This window comes from Rhizobium sp. SG570, from assembly GCF_012275345.1.
GTDB classification, from domain to species: Bacteria; Pseudomonadota; Alphaproteobacteria; order Rhizobiales; family Rhizobiaceae; genus Rhizobium; species Rhizobium lusitanum.
In genome coordinates, this window is the sequence record NZ_JAAZQI010000024.1 from 58,556 (window position 1) to 82,432 (window position 23,877).

At 61.3% G+C, this 23,877-nt stretch carries 21 protein-coding genes, 1 tRNA gene and 2 pseudogenes; 13 read left to right on the plus strand and 11 right to left on the minus strand.

Annotated features, from left to right (window positions below):
- Window positions 1–9: 9 nt before the first annotated feature.
- The 4 genes and pseudogenes from FHT28_RS31555 to FHT28_RS31570 form a co-directional block, all read right to left on the minus strand.
- Entirely contained in the window at window positions 10–801 is a 792-nt protein-coding gene (locus tag FHT28_RS31555; protein ID WP_047561161.1) for a YdcF family protein, read from the minus strand.
- A 123-nt stretch (window positions 802–924) separates the two neighbouring features.
- Window positions 925–1,163 (minus strand): annotated as a pseudogene (locus FHT28_RS36530) (GIY-YIG nuclease family protein).
- Between the two features lie 218 nt (window positions 1,164–1,381).
- Window positions 1,382–1,457: transfer RNA gene (locus FHT28_RS31565), tRNA-Ala, on the minus strand.
- Window positions 1,458–1,608: 151 nt separating this feature from the next.
- Window positions 1,609–1,989 (minus strand): TIGR02300 family protein, encoded by a 381-nt coding sequence (locus tag FHT28_RS31570; protein WP_034512763.1) that lies wholly within the window; start codon window positions 1,987–1,989, stop codon window positions 1,609–1,611.
- Window positions 1,990–2,299: 310 nt separating this feature from the next.
- Here FHT28_RS31570 and FHT28_RS31575 point away from each other — a divergent pair.
- From FHT28_RS31575 to rpsA, 4 genes and pseudogenes are all read left to right on the plus strand, one after another.
- Window positions 2,300–2,458: pseudogene (locus FHT28_RS31575) on the plus strand (3-phosphoshikimate 1-carboxyvinyltransferase); the annotation flags it as partial.
- 74 nt (window positions 2,459–2,532) lie between these two features.
- A complete protein-coding gene (locus FHT28_RS31580; RefSeq protein WP_037199295.1) occupies window positions 2,533–3,168 on the plus strand; it encodes an FMN-binding negative transcriptional regulator in 636 nt (211 codons plus the stop codon).
- 31 nt (window positions 3,169–3,199) lie between these two features.
- Complete coding sequence (gene cmk / locus FHT28_RS31585; protein ID WP_168598371.1) at window positions 3,200–3,832, plus strand: (d)CMP kinase; 633 nt, start codon at window positions 3,200–3,202, stop codon at window positions 3,830–3,832.
- A gap of 187 nt (window positions 3,833–4,019) precedes the next feature.
- A complete protein-coding gene (gene rpsA / locus FHT28_RS31590; protein ID WP_037199299.1) occupies window positions 4,020–5,723 on the plus strand; it encodes a 30S ribosomal protein S1 in 1,704 nt (567 codons plus the stop codon).
- Between the two features lie 85 nt (window positions 5,724–5,808).
- On the opposite strand, the gene FHT28_RS31595 is transcribed toward rpsA, so the two are convergent.
- From FHT28_RS31595 to FHT28_RS31605, 3 genes are all read right to left on the minus strand, one after another.
- Window positions 5,809–7,482 (minus strand): hypothetical protein, encoded by a 1,674-nt coding sequence (locus FHT28_RS31595; protein ID WP_168598372.1) that lies wholly within the window; start codon window positions 7,480–7,482, stop codon window positions 5,809–5,811.
- A 248-nt stretch (window positions 7,483–7,730) separates the two neighbouring features.
- Entirely contained in the window at window positions 7,731–8,357 is a 627-nt protein-coding gene (locus FHT28_RS31600; protein ID WP_168598373.1) for a ribonuclease D, read from the minus strand.
- A gap of 83 nt (window positions 8,358–8,440) precedes the next feature.
- Window positions 8,441–9,271, minus strand: a complete 831-nt coding sequence (locus tag FHT28_RS31605) for a MerR family transcriptional regulator (RefSeq protein ID WP_047640555.1) — start codon at window positions 9,269–9,271, stop codon at window positions 8,441–8,443.
- Window positions 9,272–9,464: 193 nt separating this feature from the next.
- Here FHT28_RS31605 and FHT28_RS31610 point away from each other — a divergent pair, with 193 nt between their 5' ends.
- On the plus strand, window positions 9,465–10,736 hold the full coding sequence (locus FHT28_RS31610) for a 4-aminobutyrate--2-oxoglutarate transaminase (RefSeq protein WP_037199305.1): 1,272 nt from the start codon (window positions 9,465–9,467) through the stop codon (window positions 10,734–10,736).
- A 74-nt stretch (window positions 10,737–10,810) separates the two neighbouring features.
- On the plus strand, window positions 10,811–12,292 hold the full coding sequence (locus FHT28_RS31615; RefSeq protein WP_168598374.1) for an NAD-dependent succinate-semialdehyde dehydrogenase: 1,482 nt from the start codon (window positions 10,811–10,813) through the stop codon (window positions 12,290–12,292).
- Between the two features lie 9 nt (window positions 12,293–12,301).
- On the opposite strand, the gene FHT28_RS31620 is transcribed toward FHT28_RS31615, so the two are convergent.
- Window positions 12,302–13,048 carry a metallophosphoesterase gene (locus tag FHT28_RS31620; protein ID WP_037199308.1) on the minus strand — a complete coding sequence of 249 codons (747 nt, stop codon included), beginning with the start codon at window positions 13,046–13,048 and terminating at the stop codon, window positions 12,302–12,304.
- Between the two features lie 414 nt (window positions 13,049–13,462).
- Between FHT28_RS31620 and copD the strand changes: the two genes are divergently transcribed.
- Window positions 13,463–14,347, plus strand: coding sequence for a copper homeostasis membrane protein CopD (gene copD, locus FHT28_RS31625; RefSeq protein ID WP_168598375.1), 885 nt, complete (start codon window positions 13,463–13,465; stop codon window positions 14,345–14,347).
- Between the two features lie 60 nt (window positions 14,348–14,407).
- On the opposite strand, the gene FHT28_RS31630 is transcribed toward copD, so the two are convergent.
- Together FHT28_RS31630 and FHT28_RS31635 are read right to left on the minus strand one after the other, a co-directional pair.
- Window positions 14,408–15,178 carry a TIM barrel protein gene (locus FHT28_RS31630; protein ID WP_168598376.1) on the minus strand — a complete coding sequence of 257 codons (771 nt, stop codon included), beginning with the start codon at window positions 15,176–15,178 and terminating at the stop codon, window positions 14,408–14,410.
- A 64-nt stretch (window positions 15,179–15,242) separates the two neighbouring features.
- Window positions 15,243–16,193 (minus strand): helix-turn-helix domain-containing protein, encoded by a 951-nt coding sequence (locus FHT28_RS31635; RefSeq protein WP_051964037.1) that lies wholly within the window; start codon window positions 16,191–16,193, stop codon window positions 15,243–15,245.
- Between the two features lie 86 nt (window positions 16,194–16,279).
- Here FHT28_RS31635 and FHT28_RS31640 point away from each other — a divergent pair, with 86 nt between their 5' ends.
- The 5 genes from FHT28_RS31640 (at window position 16,280) to FHT28_RS31660 (ending at window position 22,519) form a co-directional block, all read left to right on the plus strand.
- Window positions 16,280–17,554, plus strand: a complete 1,275-nt coding sequence (locus FHT28_RS31640) for a sugar ABC transporter substrate-binding protein (RefSeq protein WP_168598377.1) — start codon at window positions 16,280–16,282, stop codon at window positions 17,552–17,554.
- A gap of 112 nt (window positions 17,555–17,666) precedes the next feature.
- Window positions 17,667–18,527 (plus strand): sugar ABC transporter permease, encoded by an 861-nt coding sequence (locus tag FHT28_RS31645; protein WP_168598378.1) that lies wholly within the window; start codon window positions 17,667–17,669, stop codon window positions 18,525–18,527.
- Window positions 18,524–19,360, plus strand: coding sequence for a carbohydrate ABC transporter permease (locus FHT28_RS31650; RefSeq protein ID WP_037199321.1), 837 nt, complete (start codon window positions 18,524–18,526; stop codon window positions 19,358–19,360). Before FHT28_RS31645 ends, FHT28_RS31650 begins: the two co-directional genes overlap by 4 nt.
- 15 nt (window positions 19,361–19,375) lie before the next feature.
- Entirely contained in the window at window positions 19,376–20,464 is a 1,089-nt protein-coding gene (ugpC, locus tag FHT28_RS31655) for a sn-glycerol-3-phosphate ABC transporter ATP-binding protein UgpC (RefSeq protein ID WP_168598379.1), read from the plus strand.
- A gap of 51 nt (window positions 20,465–20,515) precedes the next feature.
- On the plus strand, window positions 20,516–22,519 hold the full coding sequence (locus FHT28_RS31660; RefSeq protein WP_168598380.1) for an aldo/keto reductase: 2,004 nt from the start codon (window positions 20,516–20,518) through the stop codon (window positions 22,517–22,519).
- A gap of 237 nt (window positions 22,520–22,756) precedes the next feature.
- Here FHT28_RS31660 and FHT28_RS31665 read toward each other — a convergent pair whose 3' ends face one another.
- Complete coding sequence (locus tag FHT28_RS31665) at window positions 22,757–23,260, minus strand: methylated-DNA--[protein]-cysteine S-methyltransferase (protein ID WP_168598381.1); 504 nt, start codon at window positions 23,258–23,260, stop codon at window positions 22,757–22,759.
- Window positions 23,261–23,492: 232 nt separating this feature from the next.
- Between FHT28_RS31665 and FHT28_RS31670 the strand changes: the two genes are divergently transcribed.
- Complete coding sequence (locus FHT28_RS31670; RefSeq protein WP_037199326.1) at window positions 23,493–23,828, plus strand: DUF6665 family protein; 336 nt, start codon at window positions 23,493–23,495, stop codon at window positions 23,826–23,828.
- Window positions 23,829–23,877 lie beyond the last annotated feature (49 nt).

Sequence of the window (23,877 nt, forward strand, 5' to 3'; positions counted from 1 at the left end):
GACACGTGGTCACGGTCCGGGATAAAACGCCGATGTGCGGCCGACGGCATAATAGCCGACGAGGCCGATCCATTCGCGCATGCCGGTCGCCAGCAGTTGCGCATTGAGCGAAGGCTGCGTGAAATCGAGGCCGAGCGTTTCCTTGCCGGTGCTGCGATAGTCCACCGGCCAGGGCACGACATCGATGCCCTGCTTGCGGAAGATGCCCATCGAGCGCGGCATGTGGAAGCCTGAGGTGATGAGCAGGCAGCCCGAAAGCCCGTTCTGCGCCAGCAGCTCCTTGGTATTGACGGCATTCTCGAAGGTGGTGCGCGAGGTCTTGTCCTCGACGAGACGATCTGTGGGTATGCCGAGCGCGGTGAAGAAGCGCTCCGAGATGACGGCGTCGCCTTCGTAGCTACCGCCGATCGAACCATCGCCACCCGAGACCACGATCCGCGCCTGCGGATATTTCTGCGCCAGCCGCAGCGCCTCAATGAGGCGATCACCGGCCGAATCGAGCTCATAGCCGCCACGCGCCGTCGTCACCTCGTTCTGGGTGGCGCCGCCGAGCACGATCATGCATTTAAGGTCAGCCGGATCGGCGGCGGCATGCGGAAAGCGCTCCTCCAGCCCCTGCACTATATAGGCGCCCGCCGTCGTATAGAGCGCGACGAACAGGATCAGCACCGACAATAGCGACGAGGCGAGCATGGCGGCGCGCCAGCGCAGGAGAGCGGCGAGCAACGCCAGCAGGCCGAAAAAGAACGCCAGCGACAGCGGCTGACCGAAGATCCAGACAAGTTTCGAAAAAACGAACACGGCACATCCTTAAGCTTGTCGGCAGAAACGATTCATTCTCTCCCTAGCAGATTTTTGTGCACTGCAATGTGGCTATTTCGATCGCCGTGCCATCGAGGCGTCGGTTAGATGCCGAGAAGAGAGCTACGGCCTTTTCTTCGCGAAAGCGCGTCCTGAGCCCGATTTCAGATATTTTTCGAATCCATAAGCCTGCGATTCATCGGAGAAGGCAATGTAGGTTTTGATCGACCACGGCGCATATTTGGAGGTATGCGGGACTTCCCTCGCATTGTGCTTGCCAGACGAGCTTTGAGATCCCTGGTCACGCCGATGTAGTGGTGGTCAGGAAAGTCGCGGCTTATGAGGATATAGACGTACTTCATGCAGGGTATGATAGTGTACTGAGACGGGCACGCAACTCATGCGTTATCGCCAATTACGCCAGAATCATCGACGATGTTTGGCCAGCACATGATCGCAATATTTGGAGAAAGTCCGCTTGCGTTGCTGCGCAGCTTCAGCGCGACAGCCTTCGCTACCTTCTCGCCTTCGGCACATCGAGCCTACCGGCTTGCCGAGCCGAAGCTCGCAGAGCGAAGGCTGGTGGAGCTAAGCGGGATCGAACCGCTGACCTCTTGCATGCCATGCAAGCGCTCTCCCAGCTGAGCTATAGCCCCATCAAGGTGGTGCCGTTTGACCGGCCCTGGGTCCCTTCGAAGCGCTTTGCCCGTCGGGGTGGCGGCTTATTACTTCTGGTTCTTACAGATAGCAAGCCGAAAATTTCGGCCCGGGAACTTTTCTTGTTTGCCGGGCCGTCTTGTCCGCAGATCAGACGTCGTCGTCGTCGCCGGTGACGCCGATGATGTCGCTCATGTCGTCATCATCCTCATCTTCGTCGGCTTCGAGGAAGGTATCGTCGTCATCGTCGCCGATTTCGACATCGTCATCGCCGATATCCGGAATATCGTCGCCGGCCGCCGCCTCATCGGCATCCTCGAGAGACACGAGTTCGACTTCAGTGTTCTCGGTATCGACCTCGGCCACTTCCTCTTCTTCGGGAACTTCCTTCGAAGCGGAGGTTTCCTCGAAGTAGGACAAGGGCCAGGACTTGCCGGTATAAGGCGAGACGACCGGGTCCCGGTTCAGGTCGTAGAACTTCTTGCCATTGTCCGGATCGGTACGTTTTGTTCCAAGTTCCGTTTTCGCCACTGTCAAAGCCTCATGAATGACCGAATGAAAATCCGGCAATGCCGGGGAAACCGGCGTTTTAAGGGAAATATCAGCCGGTCCCCTTAATCGTTGCGGCCGTCTCTGTCAAAGCTAAACTTCATGCCGCTTCGCACGCGGTTTTCGCGCGTTGCGGGATGACTGGTCAGCGCGCCCATGTTAACGAGCCGATGCAAGCCGCAGGACATCTGGCGCAGGGAGATCGCAGCCAGTCCTATAATGCTAGGGAATACCGGCGTGGCAAGGAAAATCGCCGGCGAAGATCGGTGCTGGCGGTTCCAGCCGCGGGGCTCATCTCGATCATCGCATCGCCATGAGCCTCCTCGTCACGAGGCCTGCCGCCGGGCACCCCGTCACGGTCGAGGATTCCGGCACGATCGCTACCAGTTTTCCGGATTTTCTTGATATGATGACAAGATTGGGCGCGATGATCGAGGTCAAGGACTGCTAGATCGCGCGCGAACAGCATCCGAAGCCGCGCGCCATGAAGCGCCGGAGGATGGAGACAGCAAACGGACCGGAACCATGTATCAGCCGCCCCACCATCGCGAAGACGATCTCGGTACGCAACACGATCTCATCCGCGCCCACGCGCTTGGATTGCTGATCACCGCGGGCGACGGCGGCCTGATCGCCAATCCAGTGCCGTTCCATCTCGAGACGGGCCTTTCGCCGAAGGGCACGCTGCAGGCCCATGTCGCCAGGGCCAACGGCCAGTGGCGGGAAATCGCTGATGGCGCGCCGGTGCTCGTCGTCTTCCAGGGCGCCGATACCTATATCACCCCGTCCTGGTATGCGACGAAGCGTGAAACCGGCAAGGTCGTGCCGACCTGGAACTATGCCATCGTCCAGGTTCGCGGCAGCGCGCGGATAATCGAAGATCCCGCCTGGCTGCGCACGCAGATCGGCGCGCTGACGCGCGAGAACGAGAACAGCCGCTCGCAGCCCTGGGCGGTCGACGACGCGCCGCCGGAATTCGTCGCAGCGCAGTTGAAGGGCATTATCGGCATCGAGATCGATATCGAAACGATTGACGGCAAATGGAAGGTCAGCCAGAACCGGCCGCTGGCCGACCGGCAGGGCGTGGCGGACGGCCTCGACGCGATCGATCGCACCGACACCGCCGAGATGGCCGATCTCGTGCGTCGCTACAGCAAGTAACATCGGGATAAAGGGTAGGGACAAAAGAAGAATGATCATCGCCATCGACGGGCCGGCGGCAGCCGGCAAGGGGACCTTGGCGCGCCGGATCGCGGACGCCTATGGTTTCCACCATCTGGATACCGGCCTCACCTACCGCGCAACCGCCAAAGCGCTGCTCGATGCCGGCCTGCCCCTCGATGACGAGACTGTCGCCGAGGCCATGGCGCGCAAGGTCGATCTCGCCGGGCTCGACCGGGCCATCCTGTCGCAACACGAGATCGGCGAAGCGGCATCGAAGATCGCCGTCATGCCGGCCGTGCGTCGGGCTCTGGTCGAAGCGCAGCGCAGCTTTGCCGACAGGGAGCCGGGCACGGTGCTTGACGGTCGCGACATCGGCACTGTCGTCTGCCCGGGCGCGCCGGTGAAATTCTATGTTACGGCCTCGGCCGAGGTCAGGGCGAAGCGGCGCTACGACGAGATCGTCGAGGCCGGCGGCCGCGCCGATTACGCAGCCATTTTCGAGGACGTGAAGCGCCGCGACGAGCGTGACATGGGCCGCACCGACAGCCCGCTTCGGCCATCCGAAGACGCGTACTTGCTTGATACCTCAGAAATGAGTATAGAAGCGGCGTTTCAGACGGCAAAGTCGATCATCGACACCGCTCTGAGCCGAAATGCCTGAAAATGCGAGCGGCTGTCGCGTGCTTATAGCGCACGGAGTCGCCAATTTGTATGAAGCCTGACATTCCGTCCAAGCGCCGGATAGCTTTCCCTCAAGGGGAAGGCGGACTGGGGTCAGGCCTGTTCAACACGAACCACCGGCGCATCAGTGTCCAAAAATGCATAATAAGGACACGCCAGGAGATTTTATGTCTGTAACTACCCCCTCTCGCGAAGACTTCGCAGCCCTTCTCGAAGAATCCTTCGCCAAGAACGATCTCGCCGAAGGCTATGTCACCAAGGGCATCGTCACCGGCATCGAGAAGGATGTCGCCGTTGTCGACGTCGGCCTCAAGGTCGAAGGCCGCATCGCACTGAAGGAATTCGGTGCGCGCGCCAAGGACGGCACGCTCAAGGTTGGCGATGAAGTCGAAGTCTACGTCGAGCGTATCGAAAACGCGCTGGGCGAAGCCGTTCTTTCGCGCGAAAAGGCTCGCCGCGAAGAAAGCTGGATCAAGCTCGAAGCCAAGTTCGAAGCTGGCGAACGCGTTGAAGGCGTCATCTTCAACCAGGTCAAGGGCGGCTTCACCGTCGATCTCGACGGCGCTATCGCCTTCCTGCCGCGCTCGCAGGTCGACATCCGTCCGATCCGCGACGTGACCCCGCTGATGCACAACCCGCAGCCCTTCGAAATCCTCAAGATGGACAAGCGCCGCGGCAACATCGTCGTATCCCGCCGTACGGTTCTGGAAGAGTCCCGTGCCGAGCAGCGTTCTGAAATCGTTCAGAACCTCGAAGAAGGCCAGGTTGTTGACGGCGTCGTCAAGAACATCACCGATTACGGTGCGTTCGTTGACCTCGGTGGCATCGACGGCCTGCTGCACGTCACCGACATGGCTTGGCGCCGTGTGAACCATCCGTCGGAAATCCTGTCCATCGGCCAGCAGGTCAAGGTACAGATCATCCGCATCAACCAGGAAACCCACCGTATCTCGCTCGGCATGAAGCAGCTCGAGAGCGATCCGTGGGATGGCATCCAGGCCAAGTATCCGGAAGGCAAGAAGATTTCCGGTACCGTCACGAATATCACCGACTACGGAGCGTTCGTCGAGCTGGAGCCGGGCATCGAAGGCCTGATCCACATCTCGGAAATGTCCTGGACCAAGAAGAACGTTCATCCCGGCAAGATCCTGTCCACGAGCCAGGAAGTCGAAGTGGTCGTTCTCGAAGTCGATCCGACCAAGCGCCGTATCTCGCTTGGCCTGAAGCAGACGCTCGAAAATCCGTGGGCTGCATTCGCCCGCAACCATCCGGCCGGCACCGAAGTCGAAGGCGAAGTCAAGAACAAGACCGAATTCGGCCTGTTCATCGGCCTCGACGGCGATGTGGACGGCATGGTGCACCTCTCCGACCTCGACTGGAACCGTCCGGGCGAACAGGTCATCGAGGAGTTCAACAAGGGTGATGTCGTCAAGGCCGTCGTTCTCGACGTCGATGTCGACAAGGAACGCATCTCGCTCGGCATCAAGCAGCTCGGCAAGGACGCAGTCGGCGAAGCAGCAGCTTCCGGCGACCTGCGCAAGAATGCAGTCGTTTCCTGCGAAGTCATCGCAGTCAACGACGGCGGTATCGAAGTGAAGCTCGTCAGCCACGAAGACATCACCTCGTTCATCCGCCGCGCCGATCTGTCGCGTGACCGCGACGAACAGCGTCCGGAGCGTTTCTCGGTTGGTCAGATTGTCGACGCCCGCGTCACCAACTTCTCCAAGAAGGACCGCAAGATCATGCTGTCCATCAAGGCTCTGGAAATCGCGGAAGAGAAGGAAGCCGTTGCTCAGTTCGGTTCGTCCGACTCGGGCGCTTCGCTCGGCGACATCCTGGGTGCGGCTCTGAAGAACCGCAACGCCGAATAATCTTCGGCTGAAGCCTTATCGAAACAAAAACCCGCCGGAGCGATCCGGCGGGTTTTTCTTTGACTGTACTATGCGCTCTTCCCGATTATTCCCACTCCACCATGCGGCGGTAGAAATCGAAGGCATGATCCTGCGGGCGATCGGCCGGCGCGGGCTGCGGCAAGGCAGGCAGGTCCGGCGCGACAACCGCATTCTGAGAAGAGACGAGCTGCGCTTCCGTATCGCCGGAGGTCTCCTCAGCCGCCTGCGGCGATGATTCCGGAGCCTGTGAATCGTCTTCGGTCTCGTGCTGCTCCTTATCGCCGTCGCTGGCCGCTTCGCCTTCCTCCTCTTCCTCGTCTTCGACAGGATCTACGCGATCGACCGGTTTCGATTCGGCGTCCTTGGTGGGGGTGGCCGCCGGCAGATAATTCGCAACAACGAAAGGAACCCCCAGCGGTATCGGGGCAAGTACTCCCATCTGCTCTGGCGTATCGAACGTTGCCGTTGCTGCTGCAGCTGATGTCTGAGGCTGCGGCTTTCCGGCAAGTGACGCAACGGAAACAGACGCCTCCGGTTCAGCTGCCAGCGCTGTCGGCGTAAAGCCCGCCGCAACAAGGCGGCTTCTGCCACTTTCATCGACGGCCGACTGTGGCTGGGGCGACATTTGCCCTGCCCCATTGGCGGTCAGCGCCTGCGCTATGATCTGTTCGACCGAGGCCGCCGGATTGCCGATGATCTGCAGAAGGGCCGAACTGGCTGCCGCCACAGGCGGGTTGATGACAACCTGCAGCCCCTGCTTGATATCGGCCTGAATCTGCTGGATGTCGCGCGGCACCGGCGGCGGCGTAAGCGGCGATCTGATCAACTCGACTTCAGTCGGCAGCTTGGTCTCGGCAGCGATCGCCGCCAGCAATGGCCCCGCAGTCAGATCATCGACAAGGGACGCGAGTTGCGAAGGCAACAAGGTCGCATTGGCGTCGACGTTGGCGCCAGATGCTGCTTGCGGAGCCGGAGCCGATCCGCTTTGTGCGATCGCTTGCGCCGGAGCCGTTTGAACGGTTGCAGCGGGGACGGGCGAAGCCGAAGCACTCGGCGACGGTGCCTCTTGGAGCGCTTGTGCCGGCTGTGCGACAGGCTGGGCCGCCGCAGGCAGTGCCGTAGAAGGCCCCGCTTCTTTCACGGGAACCGTCAACAATGCTGCCGGGGCTGCCGTATCGGCTGCTTTCTGCGTCAGGGCCGGCGTCGGCATCTGCGTTACCACGCTTTCCGGCTCTCCGGCATTCTGGCCGTAGGAATTGACGACCGCCTTCAACGCGGCGTCGGGTTCTGCGGAAGGCGCAGGCTCGAGGCTGAGAGCCAGTTGCAGCGCTTGCGGGCTTTCCGGGTTCTCCAACGCTTTGGCCAGCAGAGGCAACGGGATCGGCGTGCTTGTCTGCGCGTTCAGCCGCTGCTGTGCCTCAGCGAGCTGTTGCGGCGGCAGGCTGCGGATCGTGGCGGCGATGCGCTGCGCGAAGGCGGCATCGCTCTCGCCCGGTTCACGTGAAACGTTCAGCGCCGCGCCGGCAGCGTCGATGGCGGAGAGCAGGCTGTCGAACATCCGCTCGCGTGCCGCCACCAGCAGCATGTTCAGCTTGCCCTCGACGTTGGCATTGATCGTGCTCGATAGAACGGCCAGCGGTGTTGCCGCTGTCTGGAGGCCAGCAGTCTCCGCCGTCACAACGACGGGCTTTTCAATAGGCGCAGCCACGGCGGACACGGCACCAACGGGAAGCAACATGACATGCTCCTTTGTCTGGCAAGGCGACGATGGAAGCGGGGGGGCAGGGTCAATCAGGGTCCGCTCATGCGGCCGGTCGATGTTCGAACGCCAGGTAACCGGGGTGCGAAACGGGAAAACGCCGTCGAACGCAGCAAATCAACCGATATGATAGCAGTCAGTTCCTTAACAGATCGCTAAAGAGAAAAGCCGGTGCCACTTTCGCAGCACCGGCTTTCATTGAGAGTTTCGCTCTTCAGGCAAAGCTATCAGCTATGCGCAAAAATATCCGCCTCTTCCCAGCCGAGAAGATCGAGCTTGGCACGCGTGGGAAGGAAGGCGAAGCAGTTGTCCGCATAGTCCATGCGGCCGTCGCGCAGCAGGCGTTCCGTCAGCTTGGCGCGCAGCGCGTGGAGATAAAGCACGTCGGAGGCGGCATATTCGAGCTGCGCCGGCGACAGTCTTTCGGCAGCCCAGTCGGACGATTGCTGCGCCTTGGAAATATCGACGTCGAGCATTTCCTTGAGATTGTCCTTCAGGCCATGACGGTCTGTATAGGTGCGGCAGAGGCGCGAGGCGATCTTGGTGCAGAACACCGGCGTGGTGGTGACGCCGAAGGTGTGGAACAACACGGCGATGTCGAAGCGGCCATAGTGAAAGACCTTCTGGCGGGCGGGATCGGCAAGCATGGCGACGAGATTGGGGGCCTGCTTCTGGCCGGCGGCGATGCGGATGACATCAGCCGTGCCATCGCCCGGCGAAAGCTGCACGACGCAAAGACGGTCACGGCGCGGAATGAGGCCTAGGGTTTCCGTATCGACGGCAATGGCGCCGGTGTAGCGGGCGGCATCGTCAGCGGAAATATCACCTTCGTGGTAACGGATGGTGGCAGCCATGAGATTCTCCCGGCTTTGTCTTCTGAATTCGCTTTTCGTCCGTTCTATAGAACAGACAGGGGGATGACGATACCGCTCGCCCCTCAAAATGTCGGCGGCGTGTTGACCCAGAGCAATATGGTCTCACCATCATGGCGGTTGCGCCAGGAGTGGTAGCGGCGGCTCTCGAAATATAGGGAATCACCGGGCAGAAGATCGAAGAACTGATCGCTGTCGAGCACCAGCTCCAGACGTCCGGCCAGGACGTGAATGAACTCCTCCCCCTCGTGACGATAGGCGCCTTCGCTGGCCGCGCCCGGCGACAGCACGAAGCGATGGCAATCCATCATCGTCTTTCCTTCGGCCAGAAGCTGGACAGTGACGCCGGGCGTCGTCGCCGGCCAGGTGCGCCACTCGCCCGCCCTGATCAGGGCCGGAACATCCTCGCGTTCTTCGCCCGACAGGCGCGAGACCGTCGTGCCGTAGTAATCCGCGAGATCATGAAGGGTCTTGAAGCTGACGCCTTGCGAGGTCCGCTCCAGCGTCGATAGCGTCGACGACGTTATTCCCATGTCGGCGGCGACCTGCTCCAGCGTCCTGCCGGCCGTATGGCGCAGCGCCCGCAGCTTGCGGCCGATGCCGGAAGGCGCCATCTGTTCGCCATTGTCGGCAGCTGGCCCCAAAGCATCCTCGGTTTCCAGCGCCTCGCGGATAGCCGCCGGGTTAAGGCCGCGCTCGGCACGGAACCAGGAAATGCGCTTCAGCCGCGCCACATCTTCGGCGCTGTACTGACGGTGCCCGGTCACCGAGCGAAAGGGTACGACCAGGCCCTGGCTTTCCCATAGCCGCAGGGTGGAAGCCGACACGCCCGCGAGACGCGCCGCTTCCGCCACCTTGTAGCGCACGGGGGAGCGCTCGGGCTCGATACTGCTCATTTGCCAATCATCCCTGATCTCTAGTCTTTTGATCTGCTTAGCATGGAAGAAGCGCTTACGTGAACCTTCGCGCATTCTTGTCATCCGCACAAAATCCCACTTGAAATCTTGCAGGAAAAATGTAGGAATTTTCTAAAGAACTTGCAGAAGTTCTGCAAGCTAATTTGAAACCGCCTTCCTTGGAGCCACAGCGATGACCCTGACCGAGCGGAAGAACGCCGCCATTTCCCGCGGCGTCGGCATGATGACGCAAATCTATGCCGATCGCGCCGAAAATTCCGAGATCTGGGACAAGGAGGGACATCGCTATATCGATTTCGCTTCCGGCATTGCCGTGGTGAATACCGGCCATCGCCATCCCCGCGTGATCGCCGCCGTCAAGGAACAGCTCGACCGCTTCACCCACACCTGCCACCAGGTCGTGCCCTATGAAAGCTATGTGCATCTGGCCGAACGGTTGAATGCGATCGTTCCCGGTGATTTCGCCAGGAAGACGATCTTCGTGACGACAGGCGCCGAAGCCGTCGAAAACGCCGTGAAGATCGCCCGCGCCGCGACTGGCCGCTCCGCCATCATCGCCTTTGGCGGCGGCTTCCACGGCCGCACCTTCATGGGCATGGCGCTGACCGGCAAGGTCGCGCCCTACAAGATCGGCTTCGGCCCGATGCCGGGCGATGTCTTCCATGCGCCCTTCCCTGTGCCGCTGCACGGCGTCAGTGTCGAACAATCGCTGGCGACGCTGAAGAAGCTGTTTGCAGCCGATGTCGATCCGCGGCGCGTGGCCGCCATCATCCTCGAGCCGGTGCAGGGCGAAGGCGGCTTCTATCCGGCGCCGCCAGCCTTCATGAAGGCGCTGCGCGAAATTTGCGACCAGCACGGCATTCTCCTGATCGCCGACGAGGTACAGACCGGCTTTGCGCGCACCGGCAAGATGTTCGCGATGGATCATCATGAGGTCGCCGCCGATCTCGTCACCATGGCAAAGAGCCTTGCCGGCGGCTTCCCGCTCGCCGCCGTCACCGGCCGCGCCGAAGTGATGGATGCACCGGAACCAGGCGGCCTTGGCGGCACCTATGGCGGCAATCCGCTTGGGATCGCCGCTGCCCATGCCGTGCTCGATGTCATCGCCGACGAGGATCTTTGCAATCGCGCCAACCAGCTCGGCTCGCGGCTGAAGCAGCGGCTGGAATCGCTGCGCGACAAGGTGCCCGAGATCGTCGACATTCGCGGCCCCGGCTTCATGAATGCCGTGGAATTCAACGATGTAACGACGAAGCTGCCCAGCGCCGACTTCGCCAACAAGGTGCGGCTGATCGCTCTCGACAAGGGCCTGATCCTGCTGACCTGCGGCGTCTACGGCAATGTCATCCGCTTCCTGTCGCCGATCACCATCCAGGACGGCGTGTTCAGCGAGGCGCTCGACATTCTCGAAGCCTCCATGATCGAGGCGAGTGCCGCGCGCTAACCGCCGCCCTTCCGCGTTTTCTCTATGATCCGCCCGCGCGGCCTGCCGGGCGAAAACCTGTCGGAGTGCATATCATGTCGTTTACGACCGCAATGACCAAGCATGTCCCCTTCTCCTCGCGGCTCCTGCGGGACGCCGGCTATATCAACGGCGTCTGGACGGCAGGCGGCGCGACCAAGACCTTCGATGTCATCAATCCCGCCACCGGCGAAGTGCTCGCGACGCTCCCCGACATGGGTGCCGCCGAGACGACAGCGGCGATCGACGCTGCCTACATCGCCCAAGTCGCCTGGGCTGCCCGCCCTGCCAAGGAACGCGCCGTCCTCTTGCGCAAGTGGTTCGATCTGATGATCGCCAATGCCGATGAACTGGCGGCGATCCTGACGGCCGAGATGGGCAAGCCGCTGCCGGAGGCAAAGGGTGAAATCCTCTACGCCGCGTCCTATGTCGAATGGTATGCGGAAGAGGCCAAGCGTATCTACGGCGAAACCATACCCGCGCCGTCCAGCGACAAGCGCATGGTCGTCATCAAGCAGCCGGTGGGAGTCGTCGGCACGATTACGCCCTGGAATTTCCCGGCGGCGATGATCGCCCGCAAGATTGCGCCGGCGCTTGCAGTCGGCTGCACGGTTGTCTCCAAGCCTGCCGAACAGACGCCGCTGACGGCGATTGCGCTTGCCGTGCTTGCCGAAGAGGCCGGTATTCCGGCCGGCGTTCTCAACATCATCGTCGGCATCGATGGGCCGGCGATCGGCCGTGAGCTCTGCGGCAATGCCAAGGTGCGCAAGATCAGCTTCACCGGCTCGACAGAGGTCGGCCGCATCCTGATGCGCCAGTGCTCAGACCAGATCAAGAAGGTCAGCCTCGAGCTCGGCGGCAACGCGCCGTTCATCGTCTTCGACGATGCCGATCTCGACGCCGCCATCGAAGGGGCGCTGGCTTCGAAGTACCGCAATGCCGGCCAGACCTGCGTCTGCGCCAACCGGATCTATGTGCAATCCAGCGTCTATGATGCCTTCGCGGCCAAGCTCGCCGCCAAGGTGTCAGAGCTTTCGGTCGGAGACGGCTTCAAGCCGGGCGTGACCATCGGGCCGCTGATCGACGAACAGGGCGTCGCCAAGGCCGAAGACCATGTTCAGGACGCAGTATCGAAGGGCGCACGGGTCCTCCTCGGCGGCAAGCGCATCGAAGGGGCCGGCACCTTCTTCGCGCCGACCATTCTGACCGGCATCGACCGGACGATGAAGGTCGCCCGCGAGGAGACATTCGGCCCTGTCGCGCCGCTCTTCCGGTTCGAGACGGTCGAGGACGTGATCGCGCAGGCAAACGACACGGAATTCGGCCTTGCCGCCTATTTCTTCGCCGGCGATCTGAAGAAGGTCTGGCGGGTTGCCGAGGCGCTGGAATACGGCATGGTCGGCATCAACACCGGCCTGATGTCTTCAGAGACGGCGCCTTTCGGCGGCATCAAGCAATCCGGCCTCGGCCGCGAAGGCTCGCGCCACGGCGCAGACGACTATCTCGAAATGAAGTACCTCTGCATCGGCAATCTATAAGCCGGCAAATCAAGTGGAGGTAATGTGGATGCGGCCCTGCCATAGCCGGGCCGCCGTCAATCGCCCGGTGTGAAAAGCGCCGGTGTCGAGATTGAGCCGGAGCCCGCGGGCTTCGGCCCGTTTGACCGGCGTGTGACCGTGCACGATCAGCTTCGGCAGCGGCTGCGCACTGTCGTAAAAACGCGAACGGATGAACACGAGGTCAGCCTCCTGCTGATCGGAAATCGGCCGGTCCGGATCGATACCGGCATGGACGAACAAAGCCTGCGGCGTATCCAGCAGGATCGGCAACCGGCGCAGGAAATTGATGTGATCGTCGGGAAGCCAGGTTCGGATGAATGTGTCGAGCTTTTTCTGGCTCGGATATTGCTCCCGCAATGTCGGGATATCCACCCCGTAGGAGTTGAGAGTGGCGGCACCACCGAGCGCCACCCAATCATCCAGCGATATCTCGCCATCGATATAGGCGAGCATTTCCATTTCATGGTTGCCCGTCAGGCAGATGCGGTCGAAGCCATTCGGCGGCGGCGCCATGAGCCGGCCGACGACCTGCGCCGAGGCCGGGCCGCGATCGATATAGTCCCCCAGCATGATGATGAGCTTGCGCCCTGGCAGCCCGGCGGCATCAGCGACGATCTTGCGCTCCAGCAAGCTCAAGAGATCGTACCGGCCATGTACGTCGCCGATGACGTAGGTGGGCATGTCGAGATTCTCGAGCCGCTCGCGATGCCGGTGACGGCCGAAGCCATGAGCCATTTTTTCACGTGTCCTAGCTGCCGACATGAAACTCCCTTTCGAGCGTACACCCCGGAACGCCTTAACAACCTTTGCAGAAAGGACTCAAAAGCGACGATTCTTTGCCGAAAAGCAGGAATCAGCGCTCTCGCCGGATGTTTCGACCGGCATTTGCCGTCGACACCAGCCTGCCTTGCGGCAAAGCGTCCCGAATGCCGCCTTTATGCATGGAGAAAGTTGACAGGGCGTATCCGGAATCCTATCGCGCTTGACAACTCAACGGGAGAATATTTGCTCGCTGGAGCGTGGCGAGCCCGGCGTCCCTGCTTTGTTGGCACGATATCTGCGCGTTTGCCCTACAATAATGAAAAACGAAGCCAGCCCTGACCGAAGGCCTATCATCAATAGTGCCTGTAACTTTACCGTGAAGCCCTGATGAATCCGACGACAGCGCTCGAACTCTGCCGCTTTTTTCACGACGCATCGCTGATGCTGCTGTGGGGTGCCTGTGTTTATCTGTCTCTTCTGGTGCCGAAGGCGCTCGCCGATCGGGTCTGGCGCATCCTTGCGATCCCTTTCGTCCTCCTTGCGGCGATCGCGGCCCTGACGGCGCTGCTTTCGCTGCCGGCTGCGACCGCTGCCATCGGCAACGGCTGGAGCGACGCACTCGATGCCGGCACGGTCCATGACGTCCTGTTCGATACCACGGTTGGCCGAGCGTGGCAGGCGCAGGCGCTTGCGGCGATCATTCTGCTTTTGGTCTTCCTGTCGCCGGAGGACTGGCGCCGCCGTGGGGTGGCGCTGGGGTCTGGCCTCGGCCTTGCCGCGCTTGCCTTGACCGGACATGCATCGATGCTTGAAGGCTGGCTGCGCTACGCGCAACGCGCCAACGACATCCTCCATGTCCTGACCGGCGGCGGCTGGCTGGGCGCGCTCGTGCCGCTGATCTCCATTCTCCGGCTTCTGAGCCGTCCGGAATGCAGGGCGGACGCGCAACTGGCGCTGCGTCGCTTCTCGCATGCGGGACACTGGGCAGTGGCGCTCGTCATCCTCTCCGGCGTCCTCAATACCATCATGGTCCTGAAACGCCTGCCGACCGACTGGTCCTCGCCCTATCAAAGGCTGCTTGCCATCAAGATCGCGCTGGTCGCGGGCATGACGCTGCTGGCGATCATCAATCGCTATGTCTTCGTGCCCTGGATCGGCCGCAACCCAAGCCGCGCCTTGCAGGCGCTTCGCCTTGGAAGTATCGCCGAAATCGTTCTCGGCATTGTTGTCATCGGGGTGGTCGCAGTCTTCGGCATGCTGGAGCCGGTCTAGACCGTTTGTTTTCAAGCAATTTCGGACGGAAAGCCGCTGCTCACTTTTCCTGGGATTGCCCTAGCCGCCGAGCGACTTCACCACAGCGCGAACGGCCTCGGCGTCGCTCGTTTTCGGCCGGTATTCCAGGCCCACCCTGCCGCCATAACCATGTGTAAACAGCCAGTCCAACCGGTCAACCAGATCGATGTGGCCCGTGCCAGGATCGCTGCGGCCCCGATGATCTGCGACATGGACATGCACGATCCGGTCGACGCGATCACCGACGACATGCTCCGTCTTCTCATCCATCACGGCCGAATGATAGAGATCGTAGACGATGCCGATTTCGGCGCGGCCGACCTCATCGACGATGTCGAGGCCTTCCGCAGTCGACGACAGGTAGTAACCGACATGGTCGATTTTCGTGTTGAGCGGCTCAAGACCAAGCCGAACGCCTGAACCCTTGAGGATATCCGCGCCAGCACTCAGGGCCGCCACAAGGGCTGCCCGCTGCTCGGCGCGCGAAAACTCGGGAAGATCGTCGCCGGCCTGGGCAATGAGAACCGGCGCGCCGAGACGTCGCGCCACGACGACGGATTCCCGCAGGCCTTGAAGCCACGTCTCTTTGTTTGCCGGATTCGTCAGCGCGATCATCGGCTCGGCCACCAGGCCGGACACCGCAATGCCGGTCTCGGCGACCGCGGCGGCGATCGCATCCAGATCCTTGTTGGTCCAGCGCCAGAACTCGACCGCATCCAGCCCGGCCCGATGCGCCAGCCGGATACGGTCGGCGAAGACATCATCTTCGCGCGCGAACAACCACTCGATACAAGCCGAAAACTGCCGCATGGGATTCTCCCTCCCTCAACCGGTCACGAGCAATGCGCGAGACCGCCCGCGATCGCAAGAGGCGCTAGCGATGGAATTGCGGGGCCGGCCGCCGCATCGAAGGCTTGATGGCTTCGACATTCATCGCGGAGAGGACGCGCATATCCCGGCGGAAATCGGAAGGCGTCATGCCGGCAATGTGGCGGAAGGATTTGTTGAAGGCGCTTATCGAGCCGAAGCCGCTGTCCATGGCAACCTGCAGGACATTGGCGCCGTCGCGCATCAGCATCGCCTGGGCGCGAGAAAGACGCAGCAGGTTCACATATTTGCCGAGGGTCATGCCGGTGGATTTCTTGAAGAGATTCATCGCGTATTTCGGATGCAGATCCGCCGCCTTGGCAATATCGACCGTATCGATGTCATGCAGGAAATTGGCGGCGATGAAATCGCACATTCTCGCCAGGCTGCGCGAGGATTGCGGATGGACCTGCTCGTTCGTCAGGTTTTCCTGCTTCTCCGGTACCATGCGGTAGGGCTCGAAGGCGATCCTCTCCAGACGCAAGAGAAGTTCGGCGACGGCGTGTTCGGCCTTCGTCCGATCGCCGGACATGGCGTAACGGTGCCATCTGGCGAAATTCTCGTCATCGGCGGCATCGGTTGCCGAGCTTATCAGCGTCTGCCCGCGGATCAGCCGGCTGGAAATATCGAGCGGCAGCCGCATGCGGAAAAAATGCACGAGCGGCAGATGCGCGCCCGCATAGATCGCATCGTCGGACAGTTCATCCAGCTGATGCGGCTGACCGCCCCAGAAGAGGCAGATCTCGCCGGCCTTCAGATGAAGCTCATGATCGCCTATATGGTAATGTACGGTACCGCGCACGATGTAGTTCACTTCCACCTGCGCGTGCCAATGCGGCTTCGCCATCGGCAGCGGATGGGAATAAAACATCTGCAGGATCGTTGGCAGCCCTTCGACACTGCTCGCGCCCGGCTGATAGACCGCTCGATCGCCCACCTTACTTTTCGCCAAGTCCATGTTCCCTTTTTAGGAGACAGAAGCGTACCGGGAGCTAGTTTAAGCGCGTTCGCTTGCGGACAGCAATTGAAAAGGGAGGATTTTCAATGCGTTTAAAACTTGCTGGAGCGGCGGTGCTTGCCACCTTGCTCGCTTCCGGTTCTGCCTTTGCGGAACAAACCACCATTACGGTCTGGAGCTGGAACATCGCCGCGTCGGCGCTGAAATCCACGATCGAAGGCTTCAATAAGAAATATCCGGATATCAAGGTCGATGTGCAGGACATCGGCAACCCACAGGTCTTCGACAAGATGCTGGCCGCTTGCGCCGCCGGCGGCGACGGCCTACCCGACGTCATGTCGATCGAAAACCACAAAGCTTCCATTTTCTGGAACCGCTTCCCCGACTGCCTGACCGACCTGACGAAGCTCGGCTATAACAACGACCTCAAGAAGCAGTTCCCGGATTTCAAGCGCGCCGAACTCGAAGTCGGCGATGCGGCCTATGCGATGCCATGGGATTCCGGCCCGGTCACCATGTTCTATCGCCGCGATCTCTACGAAAAGGCCGGCGTCGATCCGGCAACGATCAAGACCTGGGACGATTTCATCGCTGCCGGCAAAAAGATCTCTGCCGCAAACCCGGGCGTGATCATGGCGCAGGCCGATCTCAACGGCGACACCGAATGGTTCCGCATGCTCGCCAATGAACAGGGCTGCGGCTACTTCTCGGATGACAGCCAGAGCATCATCGTCAACCAGCTCGCCTGCGTCAAGGCGCTGGACAAGGTGAAGGAAATCAAGGACGCGGGCCTGCTGAGCGCTGCAAACTGGAACGAGAAAATCCAGTCGAACACTGCCGGCAAGGTGGCATCGCAGCTCTATGGCGGCTGGTACGAAGGCACCATCCGCTCCACGTCGCCAGATCTCGCCGGCAAATGGGGCGTCTATCCGATGCCGAGCATGACGGCCGACGGCCCGCATGCGGCTAACCTCGGCGGTTCTTCGCTGGCGATTGCCAACGGCTCGAAGAACAAGGAAGCCGCCTGGAAATATCTGAGCTACACGCTTGGCACCAATGAGGGCCAGGTCACGATGCTGAAGTCCTTCGGGCTCGTGCCGTCGTTGCTGACGGCGGTTCAGGATCCCTTCGTCAACCAGCCGCAGCCCTATTGGGGTGGGCAAAAGGTCTGGACCGATATCCTCGCCACCCTGCCGAAGATCCGCCCGAATCCCGGCACCCAGTATTTCAGCGACGCCGACGAAATCATAAAGGCCGTCCAGACGAAGTACCTTGCCGGCGGCTATCCGAACGGCAAGGCGGCGCTCGACGACGCGGCCCAGCAGATCGCCTCGGCGACGGGTCTGCCGCTCGCGAAATGAGTGACATAGCCGGGCGCGCATCCCAAGCCGCGCCCGACATCCCCGCCGCCCTGGAGGCGGCGGGGATGCGTCGTCACGGATCATTTCACTGCGCATAAAGGAGGAGGCTTTCATGCGGCTGCAGAACCGGAGCGCCTATGCGTTTCTTGCGCCCTATCTTCTGGTGTTTACGGCCTTCTGGGTGTGGCCGATCATCGATTCGTTCCTGATTTCGTTCCAGAATACCCGCGTCAATCCTTGGACTTTCAACCTGCCGCTCAATTGGGGGCGACTATTCGGCGACCCGGCCTTCTACAACGCACTTCAAAACACGCTTATCATCCTGATCGTCCAGGTACCCGTCATGATCACGCTCGCCACGGTCATGGCGGTGCTGTTGAATTCACCACTGCTCAAGGCGCGCGGCATTTTCCGCTTCGCTTTCTTCGCACCCGTCGTGGTCGGCGAGGTCGCCTATGCAGCCGTCTTCCGCTTAATGTTCAACGTCGATTTCGGCATCATCAACAAGCTGCTCGGCGGTGTCGGCATTTCGCCGGTGTCGTGGTTTGCCGACTCCCACGCCGCCATGGTCCTCATCATCATCGCCGTCACCTGGCGCTGGGCCGGATACAACGCCATTATCATCCTATCTGGGCTGCAATCGATCCCCGAGGATGTCTATGAAGCTGCAACGCTCGACCGTGTCAGCCGCTTCCAGCAATTCATCCACATCACCCTGCCGCTCTTGAAACCGATCATTCTCTTCTGCGTGGTCCTGTCCGTCATCGGCACCATGCAGCTCTTCACCGAACCATATCTGATCACCAACAGGGGTGGCCCCGGTGGTGGGACGGAGACGCTCGGCCTGTTGCTCTATCGCCAGGCCTTCCAGTCGACCAACTTCGGCTATGCGTCGGCGATTGCCTACACGATGGCGGCGCTCGCCGTGGTCATCTCTCTTCTCAATCTCTGGGTGGGGCGCGAAACTAAATGAAATCGAAGTCCAAATCCACTCTGATCCGCTCGCTCGCCTTGCACGGCCTGCTGGCGCCGCTCGCCATCATCTGGCTGTTTCCGCTCTGGATGATGTTCGTCTTCTCGACCATGCCCGATTACGGCATTTTCAGCCCCGGCATCATCCTGACACCGTCGACAGGTTTCATGGACAACGTCCGCAACCTCCAGGCCGACACCAACTTCATCGGCGCTATGACGATCTCCATCGTCGTTGCCATCGTCTATACGGTCCTGTCGGTCATGCTGACCTCGATGGCGGGATGGGCTCTGGCGCGCTACCAGTTCGCCGGCCGTCCGGGCGTCATCGGCATCATCCTCGGCACGATCACCCTTCCCTACTCCGTCGTCGTCATCCCGCAGTTCATCATGGTGGCGCGCGATTTCGGGCTGGCCAATTCTTGGGTCGCGCTGATCGTGCCGCCACTCTTCAATTCGCTCGGCGTGCTGTTCATGCGCCAGGCCTTCTCGATGATGCCCGGCGAGCTGTTTGATGCGGCCAGGGTTGAGGGTGTCAAGGAATGGCAGATCTTTCTGCGCATCGCCCTGCCACTCGCAAGACCGACGATGGCGGCGCTCGCCATCATCCTGTTCCTGGCCTCGTGGAACAACTACCTCTGGCCGCTGCTCATCAATTCCCGGCCTGGAATGATGACCGCGCCCGTGGCGCTCGGGACGCTCATCGGCCTCACCAGAGTATCCTGGGGCGGCATCATGGCCGGCGCGGTGATGCTGACGGCGCCGATCCTCGTCATCTTCGTTCTCCTGCAACGCCACTTCATCGCCGGCATCGCCGCCGGCGCAATCAAATAATTCCGGGAGACCCGTATGGCTGAACTGTCCCTTACCAATATCGTCAAACGCTACGGTTCGCTGGAAATCATCCACGGCGCCAATCTCGAGGTGAAGGACGGCGAATTCGTCGTTTTCGTCGGCCCTTCGGGATGCGGCAAATCCACACTGCTTCGCATGATCGCCGGGCTGGAAGATATTTCCGGCGGCGAGCTCAAGATCGGCGGCCGCGTCGTCAACGACATGGAGCCGGCCGATCGCGGCATCGCCATGGTCTTCCAGTCCTATGCCCTCTACCCGCACCTGACGGTGGAGCAGAACCTGAATTTCGGCCTGCGCATGAACGGCAATCCGAAGGCGGATACCGACCGCCGCGTCAAGCAGGCCTCCGAGATCCTGCAGATCACCGAGCTGATGCAGCGCCGGCCGAAGCAGCTCTCCGGCGGCCAGCGCCAGCGCGTCGCCATCGGCCGCGCCATCGTGCGCGAACCGCAGATTTTCCTGTTCGACGAACCGCTCTCCAACCTCGATGCCGAGCTGCGCGTGCAGATGCGCGTCGAAATCTCCCGCCTTCACAAGAAGCTCGGCACGACGATGATCTATGTGACGCATGATCAGACGGAGGCGATGACCCTTGCCGACAAGATCGTCGTGCTGCGCAGCGGCAACATCGAACAGGTGGGGGCACCGCTCGACCTCTATGACGATCCGGCCAACCAGTTCGTCGCCGGATTCGTCGGCTCGCCGAAGATGAATTTCCTGCGCGCCGAGGTCGTCGACAATCAGCCTGGCCGCGTCGGGGTGGCCCTTCGCGACCAGCGCAATGTCCGCCTGTCGCTGCCGATCACGGCAGCGGGCGTCGAAATCGGCGAGCATGTGACGCTGGGCGTTCGCCCCGAGCACTTCCTCGACGCCGGGAGAGGCGATGCGGATCTGACCGTCGACGTCGACGTCGCCGAGCATCTCGGCAACACCAGCTACATCTACGCCAACATCGCCGGCGGCGAGCAGATCGTCATCGAACGCGAAGAGTCCCGCAACACCGGCAACCGGGACACGCTTACCGTCGCGCTTTCCGCGGCCAAGACATTCCTCTTCGACGGTGCCGGAAACCGATTGCGGTAGGCGCTGTCTTTTCTCCCAAGACAGCATGCAGATTTAGGAAAGGATCGTTCCATGAGTACAGATACACCCATCCGCTGGGGCATTATCGGCCCCGGCAGGATCGCCCAGACTTTTGCCGACGGCATCGCCCATTCCCGCAGCGGCAAGCTGGTGGCCATCGCCAGCCGCAACCCGGACAAGCCGGGTCTCGGCGACAATTTCCCCGGCGCCCGCATCGTTAGCGGATACGAGGCGCTGCTTGCCGACAAGGACATCGACGCCGTCTATATCGCCACGCCGCACACCGGCCATGCCGAATGGGCGATCAAGGCGATCCGCGCCGGCAAGCATGTGCTTGTCGAAAAGCCGATCGCGCTTTCGGCCTATGATGCAGAAGCAATCTATTACGAAGCCAAGAAGGCCGGGGTCTTCGCCGGCGAAGCTTTCATGTACCGCGTCCATCCGCAGACGGCGAAACTGATCGAACTGGTGAAAAGCGGCGCGATCGGCGAGCTGCGTATCATCCGCTCGTCCTTCGGCTTCAACATGGGCACCGTCAAGCCGGAACACCGGCTGTTTGCCAATGAAACGGCCGGCGGCGGCATCCTCGATGTCGGCGGCTATCCGGTATCGATGGCGCGCCTGATTGCCGGTGCCGCCGATGGCAAGCCGTTTCTCGATCCCGACAAGGTCTCGGGCGTTGCTCATCTCGGCCAGACGGGCGTCGACGAATGGGCGTCGGCCGTGCTGAAGTTCCCGACGAACGTCATCGCCGAAGTTTCCTGCTCGATCATGGCGAATCAAGACAACACGCTGCGGATCATCGGCTCCGAAGGACGCATCGAAGTCGCGGACTTCTGGTTCGCCTCCGGCCATAAGGGCGGCGTCGGCAAGATCGAGCTCATCAAAGGCGGGGAGACCCAGACCATCGAAGTCAAGGAGGAGCGCTGGCTCTATTCCTTCGAGGTCGATGCTGCAGGCGATGCCATCCGCGCCGGACACAAGGAATTCGCCTATCCCGGCATCGGCTGGGCGGATTCGATCGGCAACCTCCGAGTTCTCGATCAGTGGCGCGCCTCCATCGGCCTCGAATACGAAGTCGAGAAGGCAACGCATAGGACGAAGAACATCGCCGGTGCCGCCGTTACTAAGGGCAACGGCATCCCGAAGCGCGACATCCCCGGCATTACTAAGCCGGCATCGACCGTCATGCTCGGCTTCGAATTCTTCCCGAATTTCGCGGCCGCCTCGCTGACGCTCGACGCCTTCTATGAAGCCGGCGGCAACGCCTTCGACACCGCCTATGTCTATGGCGGCGGCAAGACGGAGAGCATCTTCGGCGATTGGCACACCAGTCGGAAGGTGCCGCGCGAGGAGATCGTTTTGATCGGCAAGGGCGCCCATTCGCCGCTTTGCTACCCGGATATGATCTCCAAGCAACTCGACCAGTCGCTCAACCGCCTGAAGACCGACTATGTCGACATCTACTTCATGCATCGCGACAACACGGCCGTCCCGGTCGGCGAGTTCGTCGATGCCATGGATGCCGAGGCCAAAGCCGGCCGCATTCGCGGCATTTTCGGCGGTTCGAACTGGACGCGCGCCCGCTTCGACGAGGCGATCGCCTATGCCGAGAAGAACGGCAAGACGGCACCTGCGGCGCTTTCCAACAACTTCTCGCTGGCCGAAATGCTCGACCCGATCTGGGCCGGATGCGTCGCTGCCTCAGACGACGAATGGAAGGCTTGGCTGAACGCCAAGCAGATCCCGAACTTCGCCTGGTCGAGCCAGGGCCGCGGCTTCTTCACCGACCGCGCCGGCCGCGACAAACGGAACGATGAGGAACTGGTGCGCGTCTGGTATTCCGACCGCAACTTCGGCCGCCGCGACAGGGCGATCGAACTGGCGCAGAAGCTCGGCCGCAACCCGATCCATATCGCGCTTGCCTATGTCATTGCCCAGCCGTTCCCGGTCATCCCGCTGATCGGCCCGCGCACGATCGCCGAGCTGGAAGACAGTCTCTCGGCGCTCGACATCAAGCTGACGCCGGAACAGGTGAAGTGGCTTGAGGGCTGAAACGATGCGGCCGGTTCGTGACGCCGCGGCCGGCCGTTGAACGTGATTGTGCAAAATGAAAACAGCCCATCCGGCTCCGCGGATGGGCGATTGCATATGAAGCATGCCAGTGACGCGTAACCCCTTCTCCCCTTGGGGAGAAGGGGTTACGCGGCAACGATCTCTTCCCATATGCAATCGCCCTGGCGAAACCAGACAGGCTCTTTGCATCTTATGCCGACGATGATCGCCAAATGGTCAGGCGGCGAAATCGAAGGCTTTCGTCCCGGCCCCCTCCAGCCGCAGCAGATAAGCCTTGCGCTCGAGGCCGCCGGCAAATCCTCTGAGCTCACCCGCCGATCCGATAACTCGATGGCATGGCGCGATGATCGAGATCGGGTTGCGGCCATTGGCGGCACCAACTGCACGGATCGCTTTCAGCGCCCCGATCTCGGCAGCAATCTGGGTGTAGGTGCGCGTCTCGCCGAAGGGAATGGCCAGCAGCGCCCGCCATACCTTCCGCTGAAACTCGGTTCCCGAAAAATCGAGCGGGAGATCGAAAGCCTGCCGTTCGCCGGCGAAATACTCGCGGAGTTGTCGCTCGGCCTCCACGATCGGCAGCGGCACGCGATTGGGCCGGTCATTATCCCATAGAATGGCCGCAAGCCCGTCATCGCTGCCAACAAGCTTCAGCGCGCCGACGGGCGAAGCCATGATCCTGTAGACATAATGCTTGCCGGCATTTCGCGTGGATTTGGTCATGCCGATATCCTTTCTTCGAATCGTGCCGCAAGGCGGCAGTCGATCTCCTTGTCGTCATGACATAGGACCCAAAATATAAGGTTCCAGCCACCCGAAAAACGTCTTCGCGGGCCGAAATCCAATACTTCCGCATTCCACGCCTTCGATCGAAATACCGACGTCGCGGTTTGGAAATTGGATCGAAATTGTGTAAGACCGAGGCAAGATTGGTCACCAGCATGCGGAGTCAGAGATGACGGTTCGCCCGCCGCGCAATTTCAATCCATCCAATATGAACGAGACCGGCCTCGGGATTCTCGAATATGAGATGATGTCGGAGCGCGCCAGCTCGCTCGGCCGTCATGGGATGAAGGTGGAGGCAGCACTCGCCGCGCTGCAGGAGGGCGAGGCCAAGGGCAAGGATGGCGTCGAACACGAGCGGCTGGTCGATGCCGCTGCGCAAGCCGTTTGGGCCATGTTCATTCATCGCGAGATCTGCGGCCTGCGCAACAGCCGCGACGTCATCCAGCGCTATGGCATACCGAACAAGGTGCTTGCGCGCCTCGGCGCGAGCCCGCGCCACACATAGAGCAGTCAACGGTTTCACGAAACCGCTTGACTGCTCTATGTCTTTGTTT

Bases quoted from the DNA above. Each gene is read 5' to 3' on its own strand.
- FHT28_RS31580 (WP_037199295.1), top strand. From the start codon at position 2,533: ATGTATCAGCCGCCCCACCATCGCGAAGACGATCTCGGTACGCAACAC.
- cmk (WP_168598371.1), top strand. From the start codon at position 3,200: ATGATCATCGCCATCGACGGGCCGGCGGCAGCCGGCAAGGGGACCTTG.
- rpsA (WP_037199299.1), top strand. From the start codon at position 4,020: ATGTCTGTAACTACCCCCTCTCGCGAAGACTTCGCAGCCCTTCTCGAA.
- FHT28_RS31595 (WP_168598372.1), bottom strand. From the start codon at position 7,482: ATGTTGCTTCCCGTTGGTGCCGTGTCCGCCGTGGCTGCGCCTATTGAA.
- FHT28_RS31600 (WP_168598373.1), bottom strand. From the start codon at position 8,357: ATGGCTGCCACCATCCGTTACCACGAAGGTGATATTTCCGCTGACGAT.
- FHT28_RS31605 (WP_047640555.1), bottom strand. From the start codon at position 9,271: ATGAGCAGTATCGAGCCCGAGCGCTCCCCCGTGCGCTACAAGGTGGCG.
- FHT28_RS31610 (WP_037199305.1), top strand. From the start codon at position 9,465: ATGACCCTGACCGAGCGGAAGAACGCCGCCATTTCCCGCGGCGTCGGC.
- FHT28_RS31615 (WP_168598374.1), top strand. From the start codon at position 10,811: ATGTCGTTTACGACCGCAATGACCAAGCATGTCCCCTTCTCCTCGCGG.
- FHT28_RS31620 (WP_037199308.1), bottom strand. From the start codon at position 13,048: ATGGCTCATGGCTTCGGCCGTCACCGGCATCGCGAGCGGCTCGAGAAT.
- copD (WP_168598375.1), top strand. From the start codon at position 13,463: ATGAATCCGACGACAGCGCTCGAACTCTGCCGCTTTTTTCACGACGCA.
- FHT28_RS31630 (WP_168598376.1), bottom strand. From the start codon at position 15,178: ATGCGGCAGTTTTCGGCTTGTATCGAGTGGTTGTTCGCGCGCGAAGAT.
- FHT28_RS31635 (WP_051964037.1), bottom strand. From the start codon at position 16,193: ATGGACTTGGCGAAAAGTAAGGTGGGCGATCGAGCGGTCTATCAGCCG.
- FHT28_RS31640 (WP_168598377.1), top strand. From the start codon at position 16,280: ATGCGTTTAAAACTTGCTGGAGCGGCGGTGCTTGCCACCTTGCTCGCT.
- FHT28_RS31645 (WP_168598378.1), top strand. From the start codon at position 17,667: ATGCGGCTGCAGAACCGGAGCGCCTATGCGTTTCTTGCGCCCTATCTT.
- FHT28_RS31650 (WP_037199321.1), top strand. From the start codon at position 18,524: ATGAAATCGAAGTCCAAATCCACTCTGATCCGCTCGCTCGCCTTGCAC.
- ugpC (WP_168598379.1), top strand. From the start codon at position 19,376: ATGGCTGAACTGTCCCTTACCAATATCGTCAAACGCTACGGTTCGCTG.
- FHT28_RS31660 (WP_168598380.1), top strand. From the start codon at position 20,516: ATGAGTACAGATACACCCATCCGCTGGGGCATTATCGGCCCCGGCAGG.
- FHT28_RS31665 (WP_168598381.1), bottom strand. From the start codon at position 23,260: ATGACCAAATCCACGCGAAATGCCGGCAAGCATTATGTCTACAGGATC.
- FHT28_RS31670 (WP_037199326.1), top strand. From the start codon at position 23,493: ATGACGGTTCGCCCGCCGCGCAATTTCAATCCATCCAATATGAACGAG.